A 20033-nucleotide genomic window follows, 5' to 3' on the forward strand; every position below is an offset into this window, starting at 1 on the left:
CGAGCACCATGGCCCTGGACTCTGTCGTAGTCTGCTGGTAGGACTCGAATTACTTGACCAAGGAGATCCGCCACAATGACGGTCGCAGAAAACAATGCTCGGCGTCTGCGTCTAGTCCTCGAGCTGCTGGCAGCCCAGCCAGATGGTTTCTATAAGACCACCGGGTCCGAAGGCATCCTGTCCCAAGTATTTGAACGTCTGCCACCCGAAGGCCCCGAGATCGAAACGAGCCCCGATGGCAGGACACGTGCGGACATCCAACTTGGATGGTCAACTGTAGACGCAGTGAAAGCAGGATGGCTGAAAAAAACCGGAACGGGTCTTTGGAGAATCACCGATGAAGGACGCCAGGCACTCAAGGACTTCCCAGAAGCAGGAGATTTGGCTTCCGAAGCCCGCAACCGGTACAACGCTTGGAGCGCCCTCAGTGCGGAAAAAAAGAGGGAACAGCTCCGAAGCACCATAGTGCCGGTAGATAAGCCTGAGGAGATCATCCGGGACGCGGCACTGCCGTTCGTACAACGTGGACTCCAAGAAGGCGGATCAGTCTTCTCCGAGGGCAGAACCGTATGGGAACGCGCTCCGGTGAAGGAATTACGCTCAGTATTTATCGATGCTCCCGATCCGGACGCCGGCAACTTCGTCGGGAAGCTCAAGCACCAGCTCGAAAAAGTATCGGACGATGCACGATTGCTCATGGCCGAACTCGTTTGTTGGCAATTACTTCCGATCAGCCCGAACCGAATCGGCGAGCGGGCAAAAAGAGAACGTGTACAAACGCTCTTGGGCTATATGGACCACCCAGTCCAGATCCCTAGTGAGGTCGCCAAGGCCTTCAAGTTCGGCAGCTTCGATCCGGGCCAAGCCATGAATAACAAGCTCTATGAAGCGCTCGTGCTGATCATCGAACTTCTCGATTCCTGGTTGGAAAAGTCCGAAGCCGAGAAGGAAGCGCTGCTGGCTGACCCATGGAAGTGGCGGCAATTTGTCAATGACCTGCCCGGACACAGCTTCCGTACGCAACGAAACGCCTTGTTGTACCTCGTCCACCCGAAATACATCGCATCTACCGTGTCCGAAGACCACAAGATACGAATCCGCGATGCCTTCGTGGGCGAAATCAGCGAAGCTAGCGGAGACATTGATCGCGATCTCCTAGCTATCATCCTCAAACTCCAACAAAAGACAGGCCAACCAGTAAACTTCTACGCCGATCCCCTTGAAAAAGAGTGGAATCCATCACCCTCTCCGGAAGAACGACCGCAAGTGACAGTTGCGCCGGACGAGGAAAACCTCCTGGCGCCAGCAACGGGGGCTCGCCGCGCATTCGCCCCAGCAGATGCCGTCCTCTCCGAGGCACTGTTCATTGATCAGACGTGGCTTCAGAAGCAGCTGAACCTGCTCGAGCGTCGGGGACAAATTATTTTCTATGGGCCGCCAGGTACCGGCAAGACATATCTAGCCATGCATCTAGCCGAACACGTTGCCGGCGATTCAAAGTACACTGCGATCGTTCAGTTCCATCCGAGCTACTCCTATGAAGACTTTTTCCAGGGATACCGTCCCGACACCTCTGACGACGGCTCGCTCACCTACAGGCTCCAGGACGGACCTTTGCGTCGGATTGTGGAGCAGGCGGCCTCCAACCCTGAGTTCAACTACGTACTCGTCATCGACGAAATCAACAGGGGCAATCTTGCCAAAATTTTCGGTGAACTCTATTTCCTGCTCGAGTACCGTGACACCCCGATCCAGCTGCAGTACAGCCGAGGAGACGATGCTGCCTTTACTCTTCCCTCGAATCTCTTTTTCATCGGGACCATGAATACCAGCGACCGTTCCATTGCACTGCTCGACGCTGCGATGCGCCGTCGTTTCTCGTTTGTTGAACTACATCCGCAGAGGGAACCCACAAAATCCGTTCTCCGCAAGTGGTTGGCGCATCACGGACTGGATGCTGCCCCAGCAAACCTCCTAGACGCTGTGAACGAACGGATAGGCGGCGGCGACTTTCAAATCGGTCCCAGCTTCCTCATGCCCAAAATCCCGGAATTGCTTCAGGACCAGCTAGGCGAAATTTGGGAGCACGAGATCCTCCCGCTGCTGGCAGAACATCACTACGGCGAGGGCCTGAACATCGAACAGGTGTATGGCCTCACTGCCCTCCAGACCCGACAGGAACCCCAAGTTATCCCTGCTGCGAGGGCAGAGGAAGCGGGCGAATCAGCAGAATGAAGGGGCTCGAACTCACGGAGGGAGCAGCACCCGAACGTGTCCAGCTCTCGACAGACATAGTCGCCGCCCTCTGCCGACTGGACGTAATCACAGCCGTCCCGACTGGCGCTGAGGATTGGATTATCTCCAACATCCGAAAAGTAGGCGTAATTCGTCTCGGCGACTTTCAAGTTGAAATAAAACCAAAAATACCCGTTTCGCGGCTCTTTTTCATGATGAGCTATTCCGCGGACCGGAAGATTTGGAAAGCGCAGGACATCATCATCGATCAGGATGATGATCTACTTAACACAATTGGTGATGCTTTCATTCGTCAATCAGCACGAGCGACTGAAGAAGGACTCCTGCAGGGCTACAAGACTTTCGAGGACTCGTTGCAAGTGTTCCGTGGCCGCCTGAACGTTTCTGCCCAAGTAGGACGTCGCGCGGGACTACCGCTCCCCGCAGAACTGATATTCGACGAGTACACAATTAACATTTCCGAAAACAGTCTGCTACTCACCGCAGCGCAACGACTCCTTCGCCTGCCCTCACTCTCCCGCAGGCACCGCACCAGCCTCCTAAAGCTTGTCCAGCGACTTGACGGTGTACAAGCGATCGTGCCGGGGGCCAAGCTGCCTGCAATAGAGTTCACTCGCCTAAACACCCGCTACCGGCCTGCCGTATTCCTGGCAACGCTCATCCTTCAGAACGCCTCGCTAGAACAACGTCACGGCGAAATTACCGCCTCAGCTTTTCTGTTCGACATGTGGCAGATCTTCGAAGACTTCCTTACGATTGCCCTCAGTGAACAGCTCCGCAGAATCGGCGGTACCATCGAGCTCCAGGCCAAGGGCCGCGCGCTAGACACCGCCGGCAGTATCTCTCTCATTCCGGACCTGCTGTGGAAGGACGCACGCGGAGTAAGAGCGGTCATCGACGCAAAATACAAAGCACCCAAAAATTTCGCTTATCCGAATGCAGACATCTATCAAATGCTGGCCTACTGCACCCGGTTCCGACTTCCTTCAGGACACCTTATTTACGCTAAGGGCGAGGAAGAACCCCGAGTCCTAAGAATCATTGGCCTTGACACCAGTATTTCCTGTCATGCAATCGACCTCAACCAAACCCCCGACGCGTTACTCCAGCAGATACGTCGTCTTGCTGCAGAAATTCACCAATCAACACAGGTTCCCACCGGACTTCCCAGGCAACTTGGCTAGCAGGGCTTAGGACCGCAATGTTACTTACCCGTGACGACGCCCCAAGTCACTTTGTCAGACCCCTGAAATAAGCTGAGCTGACTCGTTCAAATCTCACATCTTGGGGGCAACAATTGAAAAAAGAACTTCTCATCCTGCCTGTCGCAGCGCTGCTACTCGCAGGATGTGGCGGTACACCTCAGAGCTCACCAACGGCGCCGTCAGTTGAACCAGCCAGCGGTGCCAGCACAGCCGGGACGACGACGTCGAGCCCTGCCGCGAATGCAACAAAGTCCAGCCGCGGGAATTTGGTGAAAAAAGTAGGCGAAGGGGCTTCGGTCACAGACAAGGACAAGACTGTCGCGACCTTTGTGATCAACTCCATCCAAGTCGATGCCCCATGTACCAACCAGTACGCCCAACCGTCAGAGAACGGTCACTTCGTTGCTCTGAATGTTTCCATGGAGACCAATCCTGCACTGGCAGAATCGGTCAACCCTCAGTTCGGATTGGCTGGCTACGCTTGGAAGGCAGTCGCGGATAACGGAACGACATTCAACGGCAACGTCATGACGGCATCCTCGTTTATGTGCCTGAACGACGAAGAAAACTTTCCTTCTGCATTGGGGCCAGGCGAAAAGGCCACGGGGACCATTGTGCTCGACGTACCGACACCCACCGGCGTCTTGGTCCACAAGCAGGGCTTCATGCCTGCCGGCTGGGAATGGGAGTACGCGGCAAAGTAAGCACAAGATGACAGGAAATCCCCGCGGGCCTGATCTCAGGGCGGGGGTTTCCTGTTTCTTGCTGAAGAGCTCTGCGAGGCGGCGGGTTACTGTGGCGATTGGTTTAGTCGACGAGCACCGGCGCCTGACGCTGCTCTGAAGAGACAACACTCGGCGCAACCCTCCTGCCCCGGTGGTTCAGCCAGTTCGCCAAAGCCAGCAGCGCTACGAGTCCGAATGTGCTCAGGAGCTGGGGACGGGAATCCTCACCGATAAAGCCCACCGTGAAGATCGCCGCGAGGATCAGCAGACCAAGGGAAGTGAGCCACGGGAGGCCGGGCATCCGCAACGGAAGCTCAGTTCCCGCCCGGTCGGCGCGGAGGCGCAGTGCGAGCTGGGCCAGGAGCGCGGACGTCCACACCAGCAGGCTCGTCGAGCCTACAATGTTGAGCAGGACGGGAAGGACCTTTTCGGGGAAGGCCATCTCCAGCACCACCGTTACCACACCGAAGGTGACGCTGGCCAGGACCGCGACCACCGGAACCCGGGCCTTGGACACGGAAGCGAGCCAACGTGGCGCTTCGCCCCGCTCGGCCAGGGAGAACGCCATCCGCGAGGCGCCGTAGAGGTTGGCGTTGAGGGCGGAGAGCAGTGCTGCCACTGCCACCAGGGTGATGGCGGTCGCTGCACCCGGCATACCGGCGGCGTCCAGCACCGCGGCGAACGGGCTCTTCAGTCCCGCCGAACCGACGGGAACCACCGCCGCGATCACGAAGATCGCGCCGATGTAGAACACCAGGATGCGCCACAGCACGGTCCGGACGGCTTTCTTCACGCTGCGGGCAGGCTCGGCCGTCTCGGCTGCAGCCACGGACACGATCTCGGTGCCGCCGAACGCGAACGCCACCACGAACAGCGCCGTGGCAATGCCGGCAAAACCGCTCGGTGCAAAGCCGACGCCGGTGAAGTTGGACAGCCCCGGAGACTGGACGCCCGGCAGCCAGCCGAACAGCAGCGCAAAGCCCACCAGCAGGAATCCGACGATGGCTGCCACCTTGAGCAGGGCAAACCAGAACTCGAACTCACCGAAGTTCTTCACACTGGTCAGGTTCACGGCGGTAAGCACCACGATGAACACGAACGCCATCAACCACACCGGCAGGGCCGGGAAGATCGTAGCCAGCAGGCCCGCCGCACCGAGCGCCTCGGCTGCGATGACCACCACCAGCTGCAGCCACCAGAGCCAGCCCACGGTGGCACCGGCCACGGGCCCGTAGGCCGCGGCGGTGTAGACGGAGAAGGCGCCGCTGTCCGGGTTGGCGGCCGCCATTTCGCCGAGCGCCCACATCACCAGGATGATGAGGGTGCCGGCCACGAGGTAGGAGATCAGCACCGCCGGGCCTGCGGCCTGGATTCCGGCGCCGGAGCCGATGAACAGGCCCGCGCCGATGGCGCTTCCGAGGCCCATCATCGTGAGCTGGCGGGGTTTGAGGGCCGCGCCGAGGGCGCGGGCAGACGTCGTTGTCTGTTGTTCCATGGGGAGTCCTCTGGTTGTAGGTGGAACGGAGTAGTAAGGGATCAAGAAGTTGTCAGGCTGCGTGGGCTTCGAGGATCCGGAGCACGCGGTTGTTGGAGGCGGGATCGGCAACGGTGATCCGCACGCCGTCGCCCTGGTACGCCCGGACCATGATGCCGGCGGCATCAAACGCCTCCACCAGTCTGGCCCGGAGGCCGTCATCCGCGCGGAGCCACAGGAAATTGCCCTGGCTGGGCTGCAGTTTCCAGCCCTGGGCTTCCAGCTGCGCGGACATCCGTGCGCGCTCCTGACGGACGGCGGCCACCCGCGCTTCCATCTCCTCCCCCGCGTCCAGCGACGCGACGGCCGCCTTCTGGGCCAACGCGCTCACGGCGAAGGGAAGGGCGGTGCGGCGCAGCCCCTCGGCGATGGCCGGCGCCGCCACGGCGTAGCCCACGCGCAGGCCGGCGAGGCCGTAGGCCTTGGAGAAGGTGCGGAGGATGCAGACGTTTGGGTACCGGCGGTAGAGCGCCAATGAATCGGGACCGCTGCCGGCTTCGGCGTACTCCACGTAGGCCTCGTCGATCACGACCAGGATGTCGGAGCGGACGGACTGCAGGAAAGCCTCGATGCGGTCGTGGCTGATCGGCACTCCGGTGGGATTGTTGGGCGTGCAGAGCAGGATCACCTTGGTGCGGACGGTGACGGCGGCGGCCATGGCGTCGAGGTCGTGCCCTTCCGCCTCGTCCAGCTGGATGCGGACCGGCCGGGCGCCTGCCAGCTCCACCAGGATGGGGTACGCCTCGAAGGAACGCCACGCGAAGATCACTTCATCCCCGGCGTCGCACAGCCCGGTGATGATCTGCTGGAGGACGCCCACGCTACCGGGCCCCACCGCGATCTCCCCCGCGGTGACGCCCAGGTGGCTGGCGAGCCGTTCGCGGAGTTCGACGGCGGCCATGTCCGGGTAGCGGTTCATGGTGCCGGCCGCAGCGGCCACCGCAGCGGCGGCGGCAGGCAGCGGTTCGTAATGGCTTTCGTTGCTGGCAAGGGCGGCGACGTCCATGCCGGCGCTGCGCCGGCCGGGGACGTAGGACGGAAGCCCGGTCACAGCACCCCGGAGGGTGGGGAGCGCGGTGTCCGGTGCGGTCAAAAGCTGATCACGGGTCATGAGGACCGATCATGATTGTGACCCGGCACACATTGCAAGATACCCTCAAGCCATTGGGACTTCTGCTCAACTTCTAATACTTGTGGTGAAAATATGACCATTCCAAACTCCCGCGCCCTGGATTCCCTCGACGGCAGGATCATCCTGGCCCTCGACAAGGACCCCGAAGCCAGCGCCCTGGCCCTCTCCCGTACACTCGGCGTCGCCCGCAACACCGTCCATGCGCGGCTGGCCCGGCTGGAGCGCAGCGGTGCCCTCCGCTCCTTCAGCCGGAGGTTGGACCCCGCCGCGCTCGGCTACGAACTCATGGCCTTCCTCTCGCTGTCCATCAGCCAGACGCGGACCGGCGCCGTGGAGGACGGGCTCGCGGCCATCCCTGAGGTCATCGAGGTGCACGCCACCACCGGCGACGCGGATCTCATGGCCAAGGTGGTGGCCCGCGGCACGGCCGACCTCTACCGCATCACGAACCAGATCCTGGAAATCGACGGAATCCAGCGGACCAGCACGGCCATCTCCGTGCTGGAGCTCATGCCGCCGCGCTACGACGGACTCCTGAGCCGGCTCTCCGAGCAGGAATCCCGCGCCTCCGAGTAGAGCAGGGTGATCCACACCATAAGCGTGCAGATTTTCAGTCGTCTACTGCCTCTACTGCCAAATGTCCCAACCAAAATTCACGCTATTGCCTATCCGGGAACTCCGGCGCACGATTTCTGCATGACTACTCTTACCGTCTCCGGCCGCGTCGCACAGGTTCTCAGCAGCTATGTCAGCGACGTCTTCGGCGTTATGGGCAACGGCAATGTCTACTTCCTGGACGCCGCGGAAAAGCTGGGCCTGCGCTTCTCCCCAGTCCGGCATGAGGGAGCCGCCATCGCCGCGGCCGACGCCTACTACCGCACGTCGGGACGGCTTGCCGCTGGCACCACCACCTACGGCCCCGGTTACACCAACGCCCTCACCGCCCTCGCCGAGTCGGTCCAGGCGCAGATCCCGGTGGTGCTGGTTACCGGTGACGCCCCGAGCAGTGGCGCCCGGCCCCAGGACGTGGACCAGGCAGCCATCGCCGCGGGCCTGGGCGCGGCCACCTTCACCGTCACCCGCGACGCCGCGGGCTCCATCACCCGGCAGGCGGTGGAGTACGCACTCACCCGGCGCACCGCCGTCGTGATTGCCATTCCCTACGACCTCGCGGCACTCGAGGCTGAGGATGAGGAGCTTCCGGCGCCCTTGGCCCCGCAGGTGACGGACGACGGCGGCGCTGACCTTGGGCAGGTGGCCCGCCTGCTCGCCGGGGCCAGGCGGCCGTTGATCCTGGCGGGCCGCGGCGCGCACCTTGCCGGCGCCGGCCCGGAGCTGCGCGAACTGGCCGACCGGCTCGGCGCACTGACCGCCGGAACCGCCCTGGCGCTCAACCTCCTCCAAGGCGAGGGGTACCTGGGCGTGGCCGGCGGCTTCGGCACCGACACCGCAGCGGGCCTCATGGGCGAGGCGGACGTGGTCCTCGTGGCCGGGGCCAGCCTGAGCCCCTTCACCCTGCGGTTCGGGCACCTGCTTGGCGCGGACAGCACGGTCATCCAGATCGATACCGCCCTGCAGCCCACGCACCCGCGGGTGGACCTGTTCGTGAGCGCCGACGCCAAGTCCGCCGCGGGGCACCTGCTCCAGCTGCTGGACGGCGAGGCTGCGGCGGACGCCTGGCGCGCGGAAGCCCGCAAGCGCCTGGCCGAAGGACCGGGCCACCACCCGGGCTCCGACGAGACTCCGGACGGCCGGCTGGACCCGCGCTCCCTTGCCACGGCTCTCGACGCCGTGCTGCCGGAGCGCCGTACAGTGGTGCAGGACGGCGGGCACTTTCTCGGTTGGGCACCCATGTACTGGAACATCCCGCGGCCGCAGGACCTGGTGATGGTGGGAACCGCGTACCAGGCCATCGGTCTGGGCCTCGCCAGCGCCGTCGGGGCAGCCCGCGCGCTGGAGGACGACCACACCCTGGTGCTCGCCTCGGGCGACGGCGGTTTCCTCATGGGCCTGTCCGACCTCGAATCGCTGATCGGTGCGGCGAGCAGCGCCGTCGTCGTGATCTACAACGATGCCGCCTACGGAGCAGAGATCCATCAGTATGGCTCCCAGGGCCTGACCGAAAAGCCGATGCTGATTCCCGAGGTGGACTTCAGCGGCATCGCCCGCGCGCTCGGCGCCGAGTCCGCGATCATCCGGTCCCTGGCGGATCTTTCCGCGCTCACGGACTGGATCGGTGGCGGCGCCAAGGGAACCTTCGTGGCCGACTGCCGGATCACATCCAGCGTCCGGGCCCCGTGGATGAGCGAGTGGATGAACGCCAAGCAGGCGGCGACGGCGCCAGCAGCGGGCTAACTTCCCAAGGCTGGCATGAAAAAGGAGGCCGATGACGACACCCGGTGTCGCCGTCGGCCTCCTCTTACGCCCGCGCGGTGGTGCTATCCCCCGCTGGGCGCTGGACCCTAGGCCGCCGTTGGAAGCGTTACGTAGCTGCCCTCGATGACGCTGGCGGCAACAACGGGACTGCCGTCCACTGTGACATAGCTGCCACGGGTGACGGGGGGCAGGTTTCGCGCGCCAGCGACGGTGACATAGCTGCCCTCGACGCCGACGGGGACGCTGCCGGCGGGGAGAGTCACGTAGCTGCCGCCGCGCACTGCGGTTTCGGCGGTGGATGAGGATGTTGCGGGGCGTTCGGTCAGCAAAGTCATGGGTTCTCCGTGGGATTTCGGGATAAGGGCCATACAGGTTCTTGTGCCGCTCAAGCAGGAGGGCGTTTGCGCATGTGGCGCTTGCCCCGCTGGCCCGGGTATGTTCACCGGTGCGGTACTCAAGGGCTACGGCGGCCTGTACTTAACTTTACAGGCTTATCGTGAGCTGCTCAAAATAAGGTGGGGAGGCTCACCTTTACGCTTGCCACCTACGGCTGACTACGTCATCCCCTGCCCCGGCGCCAGCATGACATGACGTAGACAGGGCAGTTCTGCCCTGTTCGCCGCCCGACGCCGGGACTAGGCTGATCCGGACCAACGTCCACCGCCGTCGAGGAGCCGTCATGGCCGGGTTTGTGCAGATCATCGAATTCAAGACCTCCCGCATCAAGGAGATCGAAGAACTGGGCCGTCCTTCAAGAACCGGGGGGAGCACTCCGGCCACGTTCCGCCGCATTGTTGCCACGGCGGACAGGGACCATCCCGGGACCTATTTCACCATCGTCCACTTCGAATCCTTCGACTCGGCAATGGAGAATTCCGGCCGGCCGGAAACGTCGGAGTTCGCTGCCAAGATGGCGGAACTGTGCGATGGACCGGTGATCTTCCACAATCTGGATGTCATGTGGGAGGACACCGGAGACGGCGCGGACAACGGCTAGGAGCAGGACGACTGCCTGCTGCGCTTGCTTACGCCTCATTGCCCTGACTACCGGGGAACAAGCCGCCACAGGGACGTGACCTCGGCCGCGCGCGCAGCGAACAGAGGATCGCCGCGGTCCGATGCCTTCGGATGCGTTGGCTTGGTGTCGAGCCGTTCCACCACCTTCAGCCCGGCCGCCTTGATGGCGGTCAGCAGATCCTCACGCGACCGCAGGCCAAGGTGCTCGGCCAGGTCGGAGAGCACAAGCCAGCCCTCACCGCCGGGTTCCAGATGGTCGGGGAGTTCGTTCAGGAAGCGGAACAGCATCCTGCTCCCGGGGTCGTAGACGGCGCTGTCCAGGCTGGAATGCGGCGTGGCCGGGATCCAGGGCGGGTTGCACACGACCAGCGGTGCCCGTCCGGGCGGGAACATGTCGGTCAGGACGGCCTCAGCACGGTCCTGGACACCGAGGTTCCGGAAATTCTCACCGGCACAGGCGATGGCACGCGGTTCATTGTCCGTCGCCACCACGCGGCGGACGCCGCGGCGCGCGAGGACGGCAGCGAGCACCCCGGTGCCGGTTCCGACGTCGAACGCCAGCGTGTCAGAGGGCAGCGCAGCGGCGGCCACAAGGTCCACATACTCGCTCCGCGTGGGGAAGAAGGTGCCGTAGTGCGGGTGGATGCGGCCCTGGAGGGCATCGACGTAGACGCCATTCCGTCGCCACTGGTGGGCGCCAATTGCCCCGACAAGCTCATGCAGGGACACGATGGAAGATTCGCCGACATCTCCGTACGCTTCCGCTGCCGCCTCCCGGATATCCGGTGCGCGGCGCAAGGGCACCACCGGGCCCGGATCAAGGGGAATCAGCAGCAGGCCGAGAATGCGTGCCCGATGCGAGCGGGACTGGCGATAGCGATAGAACTCATCGGCCGGAGTTCCTGCGGTCTTTTTCTTGCCGGCGCCTACCCGCCGGTCCAGCGCGTTGAGGATCTGCCGCCCGTTGTGGAAGTCACCGTGCCAGAGCATAGCGATCCCCTGTGACGCCATCCGGTACGCATCATCGGCCGTGAGGGAGTCGGACACCACTTCGACGCGCTTCGGCGCCGGTCTGCCGTTTGCCGAACGCCATCGCGCGGTCAGGCTCTCACCAGCCTCCACCCAGGCCACGAGGGCAGGCTGCGCCGCAGCTGCGCGCGGGGGCTTGGGGTCCGACGTCGGGATTCCCCCGGGAGCTGGCGTCTCGGTACTGATAAAGAATCCATTCCAAGAGTCCGGGGGCCAGCCGGAGAGTGACTACTTTGAACCTACTTTGTCAGGATACAGGGGTGGCGTAGGCGCGTGCCGCCGTCGGGATTCCCGACGGCGGCACGGCAACCAATCGAGGGGCTTAGCTGACCCCGGCACCCGCCACGAACGCGTCCTCGGCCTCAGCCACGGCTGAAGCGCGCGCCGCGACGTCCGCGAGACGGAGCCAGGTGTCCACCACCGTGTCCGGGTTCAGGGAGACGGAGTCGATGCCCTGGTCCACCAGCCACTCGGCGAGGTCCGGGTGGTCGCTGGGGCCCTGGCCGCAGATGCCCACGTACTTGCCGCGTTCCCGGCAGGCCCGGATGGCCATGCTGAGGAGCTTCTTGACGGCAGGATCGCGCTCATCGAAGCCTGCGGACACGATCGCCGAGTCCCGGTCCAGGCCCAGGGCCAGCTGGGTCATGTCGTTGGAGCCGATCGAGAAGCCGTCAAAGTGGTCCAGGAACTCGTCGGCGAGGAGCGCGTTGGAGGGAAGCTCACACATCATGATCACTTCCAGGCCGTTCTCGCCGCGGCGCAGCCCGTTCTCGGCGAGCAGCTCAATGACGCCGCGGGCCTCCTCGAGGGTCCGCACGAACGGGATCATGAGCTTGACGTTGGTCAGGCCCATCTCGTTGCGGACGAAGGACAGGGCCTCGCACTCAAGGTCGAAGCAGTCGCGGAAGGACGGTTCCAGGTAGCGTGAGGCGCCGCGGAAGCCGAGCATCGGGTTCTCTTCGTGCGGCTCGTAGGCCGGCCCACCCAGGAGGTTGGCGTACTCGTTGGACTTGAAGTCGGACATGCGCACAATCACCGGCTCCGGCGCGAACGCGGCGGCGATGGTGGACACCCCTTCGGCCAGGCGCTTGATGTAATAGTCCCGCGGGCCGCCGTACGCGGCGATCCGCTCCCGGATCTGCGCGGCCACATCCTCCGGCTCGCTGTCCAGGTTCAGCAGCGCCTTGGGGTGGATGCCGATCTGGCGGTTGATGATGAACTCGAGCCGGGCCAGCCCCACGCCGTGGTTGGGCAGCTGGGCGAAGGTGAACGCCTGTTCCGGGGTGCCCACATTCATCATCACCTTGACGGGGGCGTCGGGCATCTTGGTGATCCCGGTTTCCTCCACGGTGAAGTCCAGCAGGCCTTCGTAGATGGTGCCGGTCTCGCCGTCGGCGCAGGAAACGGTGACCTCCTGCCCGTCGGACAGGGCGTCCGTGGCGGAGCCGGTTCCGACGACGGCGGGGATCCCCAGTTCCCGGGCGATGATGGCCGCGTGGCAGGTCCGTCCGCCGCGGTTGGTCACGATCGCGGAGGCGCGCTTCATGATCGGTTCCCAGTCAGGGTCGGTCATGTCAGCCACCAGGACGTCGCCGGTCTGGAACGCGGCCATCTGGTCGATGGCGGTGAGGATGCGGACGCTGCCAGCACCGATGCGCTGGCCGATCGCGCGGCCCTCGGCCAGGACCGGGCTGGTTTCGTTGAGGCGGAAGCGGCTCTGGCTGCCGGGGGCGCGGCGGGACTGCACCGTTTCCGGGCGTGCCTGCAGGATGTACAGGCCGCCGTCGATCCCGTCCTTGCCCCATTCGATGTCCATGGGACGGCCGTAGTGGTTCTCGATGGCCACGGCGTGCCGGGCGAGCTGCTCGACGTCGTCGTCGCTGAGGCTGAAGCGGTTCCGCAGGGACGCCTCCACCGGGACAAAGTCGATGGTGCGGCCGATCTCCTGGCTGCTCGTGTACGTCATCTGCAGGGCCTTCTCGCCCAGTCCCCGCTTGAGGATGGCGGGACGGCCCGCCTGCAGCGCCGGCTTGTAGACATAGAACTCATCCGGGTTCACGGCACCCTGGACAACGGCCTCGCCGAGGCCGTAGGAGGAGGTGACGAACACGGCGTCCTGGAAGCCCGATTCGGTGTCCATGGTGAACATGACGCCGGAGGCCCCGACGTCGGAGCGCACCATCCGCTGCACGCCCGCCGAGAGGGCCACATCCGCGTGCTCGAACTTGTGGTGCACCCGGTACGCGATGGCCCGGTCGTTGTAGAGCGACGCGAACACGTCCTTGATGGCGGCCAGGATGTTCTCGATCCCGCGCACGTTCAGGAAGGTTTCCTGCTGCCCGGCGAAGGACGCGTCCGGGAGGTCTTCCGCCGTCGCACTGGACCGCACAGCCCAGGACAGGTCATCGGAGCCGCCGTGCTTCTCCACCAGTTCCCGGTACGAGTTCCGGAGCTGTTCCTCGAAGTCCGGCAGGAAGGGCGTCTGGCGGATCAGGGTCCGGATTTCCTGCCCGGCGGCAGCCAGGGCCGTCACGTCATCGGTGTCCAGGCCCACCAGCCGGTCAACGATCCGCTGGTCCAGTCCGGAATCGGACAGGAAGCGGCGGTAGGCATCCGCGGTGGTGGCGAAACCGTCCGGCACCTGGACGCCTGCAGAAGTGAGGTTCTGCACCATCTCTCCGAGGGAGGCGTTCTTGCCGCCCACCCGGTCCAGGTCATTGAGTCCGAGTTCCGAGAACCACAGGATGTCTGTTGCCATAGTTACTGCTCCTTCGCAGAGGGTGAAGTGCCAAGGCCCTGCTCACGGCGGTGGCCGGTGGAGGGCACAAATCCCCTCCACAGTGGCAGGCCTGAGCGAGACGCGCCACCTGATGTGCGCCAGCTCACTTATTGAAACGTTTTCCCTAATGCTTGAGGTTCATTCTTTGCAGGATGGTGGCCGCCATCTCCTCCACCGACACGCTGGCCGAGTTGAGGTACGGAATCCCGTGGGATTCGTAGAGCCGCTCCGCGCTGCGCAGCTCGAAACCGCACTGGCGCAGCGAGGCGTAGGGTGAGCCGCGGCGCCGTTCGGTGCGGACCTGGCTCAGGCGCAGCGGGTTGGTGGTCAGGCCGAAACATTTCGACACGAACGGCTTCAGCGACCTGGGCAGCCCTTCCCGTTCAAAGTCCTCCTCCACCAGCGGGAAGTTCGCGGCGAAGATCCCGTGCTGCAGCGCCAGGTACATGGTGGTGGGCGTCTTCCCGCAGCGGGACGGGGCCACCAGGATGACCTGGGCCTTTTCCAGCGCCCGCAGGCTCTGGCCGTCGTCGTGCTCCATGGCATACTCGACGGCGGCCATCCGGGACTGGTAGCGCGCGGCGTTGCCCAGGCCGTGCGCCCGCCCGGGTTCCCCGCTGGCATGGCTGCCCAGCGCCTGCTCCAGCTGCCCCACATATGTCCCGATGAGGTCCACGATGATCCCCTGGCATGCCGACAGCGTCTGGCGGATTTCGCTGCTGACCGCCGTCGAAAAGACGAGCGGCGTGGGGCCGGTGGCGGCAACGCCGTCGATGATCCGGACGACGGACCGCGCCTGGTCAACGGTGGTGATGAACGGGATGGTGATGCGGTCGAAATTGTTCCCGGGAAACTGCGTCAGCAACGTGTTGCCCAGGGTTTCGGCCGTGATGCCGGTGCTGTCCGAAAGAAAATAGACGGGCCGTAGAGCGTCAGTGGTCATGGAATGACCTTATCGGGCAGTTGCCGCCGCAGAGCGCCAGGAGCAATCAGACTCCTACAACCGCCGCCCCTACCCGTGGGTGACTGCAGCGCCCAGCAGTGCGAAGAATGTCCCGGCTGCCAGGGCAATGAGGGCGCGTTGCCGCGTGGGATACAGCCAGCGCACTGCGAATACGGCCACTGCCAGGATCACGCCGTTGACCACGCTCAAGATGACGGCGACCCACTCGGTCCCGGTGGCCACCCCGAAACCTCCGCCGCTGCAACCGCTGATCCCGCACCAGGCAAAACCCGCCACCAGCCATTGCGGAAGACTCAGCAGCACTGCCAGCGGCACGGTCCACCACAGCTGTCTGGCGTCCGGGGTTACCCCGTGTAGCCTCACGGCTGGTTGCAGGGGCGGGGTGCCGGGCACGCCGGTGGGAACGGGCGCACGCTTCCGTGCGCTGCGGACAACCCAGCGGAAGACACCCGCGTTGACCACCGCAAGGAGGAGGTATCCGCAATAGTAGAGGACCGTGGTCAGGCCCCGTCCACCCTCGAAGCCAAAAGCCCCGATGACGAAATATGCAGCCGAAACGGGCAACGTCAGAAACACCATGGCGTGCAGCAGGCCGTCCTTGAACCTCGCATCCAGGCCCATATCCACGGTTCCGGCCAGAAGCGATGTGATAACAACGGCAAACGTCACAGACAAATAGGCGACGACGGCGATCCTGGCCCAGCGCGGCTGGGCCGATTCGTTCGGCTGGGATCTTCCACCCACAACGCTCCCCCTTTGACGTCGTTCCAGCCCATCCTTCGCGAGGCAACCAACAAGACATCGGCATACCCACAAACAGCCGGCACTTTGATAACCGCAGGCTAACAGCCGACGGCGTGCGGCGGGCGCTGTGCGCGAGCCCTACTCCAAAGTCCAGGCCACCGGGCCGTTCGCCCCGGTGGCCTTTCCGCGGCGCCGAAGCAGCACAACGAGGAAAGCAGCGCTGGCGAGAAACAAAGCGCCTGCCCCGACGGCGACGGCCGGAAGGGCCACGTCAAAGGAACCTTTGGCGATGACGGCACCGTCTGACCCGCCGCCGTCGGCTGCTTCTGCAGGCTCTTCCCCACCCGTGGCGGGTGCCGCAACAGGGCCAGCCGATCCGCCGTCGAGCACTGTCAGGGACTTGCCGCGCCTGTTCACCACCACCACGGAACCGTCGCCAGGCTCAACCAGGCGGCCGGGATCGTCGCCGGTGGCAAGGGTTTCCGTGGCAGCCGCCGCCCCGGCCGGAATGACCGAGACTGTATCGTCCAGACTGTTGGTCACGTACACGGTTCCGTCAGCGGCGGCCAGCACCTCCTGCGGCGCCTCACCCACGGGAATCCGCCGCGCCACCGTGGTCCCGCCTGGTTCGATCACAGCGACATCGTTCGTGAGGATGTTGGCCACGTAGACGGTCCCGTCCGGCGCTGCCGCAATCCCGTGCGGATTGGCTTTCGCGCCCACGTCAATGGTGTGCGACGGCGACGGCGCACCTGCCGGGATCACGGTGACGGTGCCCGCAAGCTGGTTGGTGGCATACGCCGTCCCGTCCCTTGCCACGGCCAACTTAACCGGATACCGCCCGGCCTGGATGGTCCGGCTAACCCATGCGTCCCCCGGCTTAACCACGGACACCGAGTTCTCGTCCGGATTCACCACGTACAGCGACCCCTCCGGCCCAACAGTCAGCCAATGCGTGCCGCGAGACACCTTCATCACCAGGGAGACCTCGTTTGCGCCCGGGGCCACCACGCCGATTTCGGACTGCGCGTCACTGCTCTGCGCCACGTACAACGTCCCGTCCGGCGTCACGGCCAGCGATGTGGGAAAGTGTCCGGTCCTGATGGTGCGCGACGGCGCGGTCTCCCCTGGCCTGTAGGCGCTGACGCCACCGGCCCAGCCATAGTCGCTGACGTACAGCGTGCCGTCCGGCCCGGACGCAACGGCCAACGGCTGGCCGACGACGGCAATGACCTTTGGGTCGGCTGCGGAGGCCGGAACAGCTGCGACGGCGGTGGCCAGCAAGAGCACGGCGCCGGCCAGCAGCGCCCTTCGGGCAGCCATGAGCGGCATGGCAAACGGGCGTGAAGGCTTGAGTGTCATGAAGTTCCCCCAGAATGCTGCCGACCCCCTCGGCTGTTCTCCGATCCTAACCGAACGAATGACCATGCTTCTCACCAACGTCCGTCCCTGGGGCAGCGACCCCCTGACGTATCGCCCGACGGTGGGTGAACGCCGGCCGTCGGGCTGGTCCCATGCCGGTCAAACCCTTGCGAACAGGCCTATAGTCAAGGGGACGGCACGTGCCCCAGGTGCAGATGGCTGTACTCGCGCGACGCCACCTCCCTGAATCGAGCCCGCCGTGGCCACCACCCCGCAGACCCCCCGTACGCATCCTGACTTCGGAAAGAGCGGTCCCGCTGATTCCCGCCCCTCCGGCCGTGTGGCGAGGTGGCGCATTGGCCGGGTTGTGGCCATCTCCCTGGCCACGGGGTTCCTCGCCGCCGTGCTCCTTGCCGCCGCTCCCGTCATCCGCGCGCGGGAGAGCGAGATGACCGGCGCTGTCCTGTGTGGCTTTGCCGTGGGGTGGGCAGTGCTGGCCATCCTCTCGGTACGGCTCACTGACCAGCCGCAGCGCTGGGCATTTGTTCCCGCGGTGATCATGGGCGCCGGCGGTCTCCTCCTGGTGGTATTCGGCCCCGCAGTGGACGGGCCGCTCAGCTGGGTGTGGCCTCCCGCCCTCCTCGCCCTGGCGATCTGGATGTCCCTCCGTGTCCGCCGGCAACTTCACAGCAGGAGCAGAGGCTGGCTGGTCCACCCGGTCCTGGCGGTATTGGCGCTGGCCTCAATCGGCGGCGGCTACCAGACGCTGGGTGCAGCAGCCGATGCCAGGGCGTTCCCGATGCCTGGCCAGCTGGTCGACGTCGGCGGTTACAGGCTGCACCTGAATTGCACCGGGTCGGGCAGCCCCACGGTGGTGCTTCAACCGGGCGCCGGTGAGATGTCCTCGAACCACGGGTGGATCGCCGCCGCCGTAGCGAACAACACCCGGGTCTGCGCCTACGACCGTGCCGGGCGGGGGTGGAGCGAGCCTGCTGACAACGCCCAGGACGCCACCCAAATCGCCGCAGACCTCCACACGCTGCTGCACCGCGCGAACGTCCCCGGACCCTACGTCCTCGCCGGACATTCCTTCGGCGGCCTCTACACACTCACCTTCGCCGCCCGCTACCCCGACGAAGTGGCCGCCATGGTGCTGATCGACTCCACGGACAGGGCAGCAACAGACACTCCCGGCGTGGTTGCGGCCCCTGGCAGCTATGACGTCCTTGGCCGGCTCTCGGCGTTGATCTCCACCTCCGCCCGGCTCGGCCTGGGCCGGGTGTACGCCCCGCTCGAGGTCGGCTCCCTGCCGGCCAGGTCCCGGGACGAGGTCCGCGCCAACATCGCCAGCCCGGCGAACCTGCGCAGCACCATCGACGAGTACGTCCAAGCGAACACGTCCATGCAGGAGGCTGCATCACTGCGGGAGTTCGGCAGCAAACCACTGGTGGTGCTGACAGCCGGCGTCGGCAACAGCAGCAAACACCAGGACGCGCAGAACGAACTGGCCGGCCTCTCCACCAACAGTGTCCACCAGACCATTGATTGGGCCAGCCACGAAGCGCTTGTTGCCGACCAGGCCGGCGCTGCAATCACCACCCAGGCGATCCTCGACGTCGTTGCGTCGGTCCGGAGCGGCGGACCGCTGGTGCACTAAGGCCCGCGCGAAACGCCGAGCGGCGGCACCCGCCCCGGGTGCCGCCGTCGTACGTTCCACCGCAGGTCACCAGAGGCGCCCTGCCGGATCGCGTAGGATCCCGTAGCCACCGATGAGCATGACCAGGGCCCTAGCTGGTCACCGGATCTACCGGTTTGACTGCGGCCCGAATCCGGGACTGGTTGCGGGCGAAGCCCCAGCGCAGGCTGATCACCAGTTCCCATACCAGGATCAGCAGGAACGTCGGCGCGAAACCGGACTCGGGAAGATTCACGCCGATGACCGCCGAAGTGACGATATTGCCCGCCCCGATGAGAATGCCGGACCATGCCAGCACGCGGCCCAACTCCCTCGTCCTGAGGGCAGCGATCGCGGCGCAGAGCACGAACAGTCCGGCTGGCAGCAGTCCGACCATGAAGTCAGCCTTGTTTATCTCGGCAAGAACGGCTGCCTGCTCCGGCGAAATCTGGTCACGCAGCAAATAACCCGCAATGAGAGGGCCCCCGGAGCCCAGCTTCACCGCAATCTCGACAACACCGCCCACCAGGGCCACTGCCGCCACCCAGCCCGCAGCGCGCAGGCGCCAGCAAACGTAACCGACGAAAACCATCCAAGCCGTGAACGCCAGAAATTCCATGCTCATCGCCGCTTGCGCGGCCGGGTTTGCGGCCATACGCGCCAAAGCATCGAGGCTCTCCTGCCCCGAGGGCGCATCAGGCGTTGCGGGGTCTGCGCCTATGGCGACTGCAGCGTTCGCCACGATGAAATATACGGCGCCGCTGAGAGCTCCGACCCGGTCCATGGCGGTCATGGCTCCTCCCGGTGTCGGCTGTCCCGAGCCTCTATGGCCCCCGGGTTGTATTTCGTTTGCCGGGCCTGGACGGGTTTTCATGATGGTTCCTTTCCTTGGTGGTGGCGCCACAGTGGCGGGTTGTTTGGTGCGGACGTCCAGATTCGGAGGGAGTCCAAGACGTGGGTCGGCCGGATCTTTGCTGCCTCATCTGGAGGTGAGGCGACGGAACTTCCAGAGTTCCGGTGAGCCTTCCAGCGGAATGGCCGCATGATTCTGTTGACTTGGGACGTGCCTCCAGTCCGTTGATGTTGGAGGTACTGTGCTGTCCCGTGCGCTCCCGGAGGGCTCTGCCCCCATGAAGCCGAGGCTAAAGACGATGGTTACGGTCACCCATGCTGTTCGTTGTCTGGAATTCCAGGCCATCGGGAGCTCCTTGGTTTTCTCCTCCATGACCTTCTTT

General features: G+C 64.6%; 16 protein-coding genes. 7 read left to right on the forward strand and 9 right to left on the reverse strand.

The features are described from left to right. Positions 1–75 precede the first annotated feature (75 nt). The 3 genes from QF047_RS15485 to QF047_RS15495 all read left to right on the forward strand — a co-directional run bounded on the left by QF047_RS15485 (position 76) and on the right by QF047_RS15495 (position 4165). Positions 76–2235 carry an AAA family ATPase gene (locus QF047_RS15485; protein ID WP_307278879.1) on the forward strand — a complete coding sequence of 720 codons (2160 nt, stop codon included), beginning with the start codon at positions 76–78 and terminating at the stop codon, positions 2233–2235. Continuing rightward, the gene (locus QF047_RS15490; protein ID WP_307278880.1) at positions 2232–3440 is read left to right on the forward strand and encodes an McrC family protein; all 1209 of its coding nucleotides are present in this window, start codon (positions 2232–2234) and stop codon (positions 3438–3440) included. Before QF047_RS15485 ends, QF047_RS15490 begins: the two co-directional genes overlap by 4 nt. A 290-nt stretch (positions 3441–3730) precedes the next feature. Continuing rightward, a complete protein-coding gene (locus tag QF047_RS15495; protein WP_307278883.1) occupies positions 3731–4165 on the forward strand; it encodes a hypothetical protein in 435 nt (144 codons plus the stop codon). A 103-nt stretch (positions 4166–4268) separates the two neighbouring features. On the opposite strand, the gene QF047_RS15500 is transcribed toward QF047_RS15495, so the two are convergent. Next, positions 4269–5681, reverse strand: coding sequence for an amino acid permease (locus QF047_RS15500; protein WP_307278886.1), 1413 nt, complete (start codon positions 5679–5681; stop codon positions 4269–4271). 52 nt (positions 5682–5733) lie between these two features. Beyond that, positions 5734–6831 carry a histidinol-phosphate transaminase gene (gene hisC / locus QF047_RS15505; RefSeq protein ID WP_307278889.1) on the reverse strand — a complete coding sequence of 366 codons (1098 nt, stop codon included), beginning with the start codon at positions 6829–6831 and terminating at the stop codon, positions 5734–5736. 93 nt (positions 6832–6924) lie between these two features. Between hisC and QF047_RS15510 the strand changes: the two genes are divergently transcribed. Both QF047_RS15510 and QF047_RS15515 read left to right on the forward strand, forming a co-directional pair. Then, a complete protein-coding gene (locus QF047_RS15510; RefSeq protein ID WP_307278893.1) occupies positions 6925–7428 on the forward strand; it encodes an Lrp/AsnC family transcriptional regulator in 504 nt (167 codons plus the stop codon). Positions 7429–7548: 120 nt separating this feature from the next. Further along, complete coding sequence (locus tag QF047_RS15515) at positions 7549–9207, forward strand: thiamine pyrophosphate-binding protein (protein ID WP_307278895.1); 1659 nt, start codon at positions 7549–7551, stop codon at positions 9205–9207. Positions 9208–9314: 107 nt separating this feature from the next. Here QF047_RS15515 and QF047_RS15520 read toward each other — a convergent pair whose 3' ends face one another. Further along, on the reverse strand, positions 9315–9563 hold the full coding sequence (locus tag QF047_RS15520) for a hypothetical protein (protein WP_307278899.1): 249 nt from the start codon (positions 9561–9563) through the stop codon (positions 9315–9317). Positions 9564–9907: 344 nt separating this feature from the next. Here QF047_RS15520 and QF047_RS15525 point away from each other — a divergent pair, with 344 nt between their 5' ends. Then, positions 9908–10225, forward strand: coding sequence for a hypothetical protein (locus QF047_RS15525; protein ID WP_307278901.1), 318 nt, complete (start codon positions 9908–9910; stop codon positions 10223–10225). Positions 10226–10272: 47 nt separating this feature from the next. Here the strand turns inward: QF047_RS15525 and QF047_RS15530 are convergent, their stop codons facing one another. From QF047_RS15530 to QF047_RS15550, 5 genes are all read right to left on the reverse strand, one after another. Then, positions 10273–11376 carry a class I SAM-dependent methyltransferase gene (locus tag QF047_RS15530; protein WP_307278903.1) on the reverse strand — a complete coding sequence of 368 codons (1104 nt, stop codon included), beginning with the start codon at positions 11374–11376 and terminating at the stop codon, positions 10273–10275. 220 nt (positions 11377–11596) lie between these two features. Further along, positions 11597–14032: a phosphoenolpyruvate synthase gene (gene ppsA, locus QF047_RS15535; RefSeq protein WP_307278906.1), complete on the reverse strand. Its 2436-nt coding sequence runs from the start codon at positions 14030–14032 to the stop codon at positions 11597–11599. A gap of 145 nt (positions 14033–14177) precedes the next feature. Beyond that, a complete protein-coding gene (locus QF047_RS15540) occupies positions 14178–14996 on the reverse strand; it encodes a pyruvate, water dikinase regulatory protein (protein ID WP_307278908.1) in 819 nt (272 codons plus the stop codon). A gap of 69 nt (positions 14997–15065) precedes the next feature. After that, the gene (locus tag QF047_RS15545; protein ID WP_307278911.1) at positions 15066–15761 is read right to left on the reverse strand and encodes a hypothetical protein; all 696 of its coding nucleotides are present in this window, start codon (positions 15759–15761) and stop codon (positions 15066–15068) included. A gap of 138 nt (positions 15762–15899) precedes the next feature. Beyond that, entirely contained in the window at positions 15900–17123 is a 1224-nt protein-coding gene (locus QF047_RS15550) for a YncE family protein (protein WP_307278914.1), read from the reverse strand. Positions 17124–17382: 259 nt separating this feature from the next. On the opposite strand from QF047_RS15550, the gene QF047_RS15555 reads away from it, so the two are divergent. Then, complete coding sequence (locus QF047_RS15555; protein ID WP_307278916.1) at positions 17383–18780, forward strand: alpha/beta fold hydrolase; 1398 nt, start codon at positions 17383–17385, stop codon at positions 18778–18780. A 130-nt stretch (positions 18781–18910) separates the two neighbouring features. On the opposite strand, the gene QF047_RS15560 is transcribed toward QF047_RS15555, so the two are convergent. Beyond that, positions 18911–19591 carry a hypothetical protein gene (locus tag QF047_RS15560; RefSeq protein WP_307278919.1) on the reverse strand — a complete coding sequence of 227 codons (681 nt, stop codon included), beginning with the start codon at positions 19589–19591 and terminating at the stop codon, positions 18911–18913. Positions 19592–20033: the final 442 nt, after the last annotated feature.

Origin of the sequence: Arthrobacter sp. W4I7, assembly GCF_030816215.1 — a bacterium.
Classification (GTDB): domain Bacteria; phylum Actinomycetota; class Actinomycetes; order Actinomycetales; family Micrococcaceae; genus Arthrobacter; species Arthrobacter siccitolerans_A.